Below are 2,477 nucleotides of genomic sequence, written 5' to 3'. Positions count from 1 at the left end.
CCGTACGGCCGCCGGTCCCGGCCGCCGTCACCAGATGGACGCCGAGCCGCTCGCCCTCCCGGGCCACCGCCTCCAGCGCCCGTATCACCGAGCCGGCGGCGGGCCGGCCCGGCGAGCCGAGCGCGGGGGAGACCAGCGCGTCCAGGTCGTCCACGACCACCACCAGCCGGGGCAGCGGCGCCACGGCCGCGGCCCGCTGCCGGGCGGCGGCGCCCGGCCGCAGACGCAGGGTCGAACTGGGGGGCGTCTCGATGTCACCGGAGGCGGGCACGGCGGTGGAGCCGTGGGCGGGCGTGCGCTGGGCGACCAACCGGCCGGAGACCTCCTGCCCGGCGTGCCACTGGGCGAAGTCGGTCCGGCCCAGCAGCTCCGCCCGGCGCTTCAGCTCGGCGGTCAGCGACTGCGCGAACTCCCGCATCCGCACGGGGTCGTTGGCGATGAGGTGCGTCGTCACGTGCGGTATGTCCGTGCACACGCGCAGGCCCTCGCCGCGGCCGGCGCCCGTGCCGACCCCGTCCCGGCCGTCGAGCAGGACCACGGCCAGCCGGTCCGGCCGCTCGGCGGCGGCCAGCGAGGCGACCACGGCCCGCAGCAGCTCGGTACGGCCGCTCCCGGCCGGTCCCTCGATCAGCAGGTGCGGCCCGTCGGCCACGAGGTCGGCGGTGACCGGGCCGCGGGGCCCGGCACCCAGCACGGCGCGGGCCCGCCCGCCCAGCGAGCGCGTGTCGTCGGCGGCGTCGGCCCAGCGGGCCATCAGCGAGGCCGGGGTGGCCCGGGCCAGCCCCAGCTCGTCCAGCAGGCGGGCCGACCGGGGCAGCGGGGTGGCCACGCGCGCGTGCTGTTCGCCGGTGGGGCCGTCCGGACGCAGCGGTGCGAGTGCCCGCGCGAACCGCTCCGCCCAGGCGGTGGAGACGGCGTCGACGGTGGCGGGCGAACCCGGGCCGACGGGTCCGCCCGGCGCGACCCGCATCAGCCGCAGCGCGGCGGCGACGTCCCCGCTGAGCAGCGCCACGGCACCGCAGTGCCGGAACGTCGGCGTCACCGCGCAGGCGGCCTCGTACGTCTCCGTCACCGGGGAGGCGGGCGACGCGGTCGGGGTCTCGGCGAGGCACACCACGTGGACCCCGGCCCGCGGCCCGGCCACGGCCAGCCGCGCGAGCGCGTCCCGCAGCGCGGCCCCGCCCGGGTCCCCGTCCACGACGACGACGGTGAACGGTCCGGCGAAGCCACCGCCGGCACCGGCGTCGGGGGCTTCCTTCGCCCAGGAGGGGCGGCGGGCGCGGGCGTCGGCGTGAGCGGGGGCGGCGCTCGCGGGGTCCTGCGGGCTGCCGGGGCCCGCGCTGGTGTGCGGGGCGTGGTCCGGGCCGTCGGGGGCGCCGGGGTGCGCCGGGTGTCCGGGGCCCCCGTAGGTCCCGTAGGCCCTGGGGAGGGCGTCCGGTCCCCGGGCGGCCGTCGGCTCCGCCGCGGCGTCCGCGCTGTGCGACCGCGGGGGGTGGGCCGTCGTGCGGCCCGTCGCCGCGTGGTCCTCCACCCGGCGCAGCAGTTCCTCCGTGCGGGCCGCCGCCTGTTCACGGTCGTAGGCCAGCAGCAGCCGGCAGTCCTGGCCGTGGCCCGGCCGGACGTGCGGGAGCCAGCCCAGCCAGGCCCACTCGGCCGTGCGGTCCGCGACCGGCCGGGCGTGGTCCGCGCTGATCAGCACGATCTCCAGCAGGTCGGGGGAGTGCAGCGCGGCGAGCTGGGCCAGCACCGCGCGGGCCAGCCCGGACAGCCGGGGGCGCGGACCGGCCAGGCCCAGCGCGCCCGCCTCGCGCAGCGCGGCCGTCACCGGCACCGCCGGCAGCAGGCCCGAGCCGTCCGGCGTGGTCCGGTCGGCCGTGCCGAGCCGCACGGTCAGCGCCTCGGGGTGTCCCGGCCCGCGCTCCCACAGCCGGGGCCCGGGGCCCAGTGCGGTGAGCAGCAGGGCGGCCGGGTCGGGCCAGGCCTCCGGCTGCCGTGGGACTTCGGCCGCCGGGGCGCCGCCGGCGGGGCCGGCCGTACCGTCGTACGACTCGGAGCCGGCCGGCTGCTCCCCGCGCCCGCCGGCCAGCCGACGCGCCCAGGCCCCCAGTCCGCGCCGCCGGACACCCTGGGGGAGGTCGGTGCCCCTGAGCGGGGTCCCCTTGCGCCCGCGCGCCCGCGCCTCCTCGTCACCCGTACCGGCGACACCGAACAGGCCCGCGTGCGTGTCCGCGCCGGACGCACCGGCGGTGCCTTCGCTCCGGCTCTCCACGCGCGGCGCGCCGGCCTGCCCCGGCACGACGGGCGACTGCGTACGCCGGTGCTCCTGGGCCTCCGCGTCCCAGCCGGCAAAGCCGTGGGGGCCGTAGGCATGCCGGGTGCCCGCCGGGGCGTGCTGAAACAGCTCCAGGCCGCGCCCCGGCGCAACGAGATCGGCGAGCTGGTCAGCAAGAGCGCCATCGCCTCCGGCCTGCGCTCCC

General features: G+C 80.4%; 1 protein-coding gene. It reads right to left on the bottom strand.

The features are described 5' to 3' along the window. The coding region (locus tag ABZV94_RS41230) for an FtsK/SpoIIIE domain-containing protein (protein ID WP_356350194.1) at positions 1-2,477 on the bottom strand (2,477 nt) is incomplete at both ends.

It is taken from the genome of Streptomyces sp. NPDC004658, assembly GCF_040609555.1.
In the GTDB taxonomy this organism is placed as follows: Bacteria; Actinomycetota; Actinomycetes; order Streptomycetales; family Streptomycetaceae; genus Streptomyces.
The sequence above is the reverse complement of the archived record's forward strand: the minus strand, read 5'-3'. Positions and strand labels throughout refer to the sequence as shown.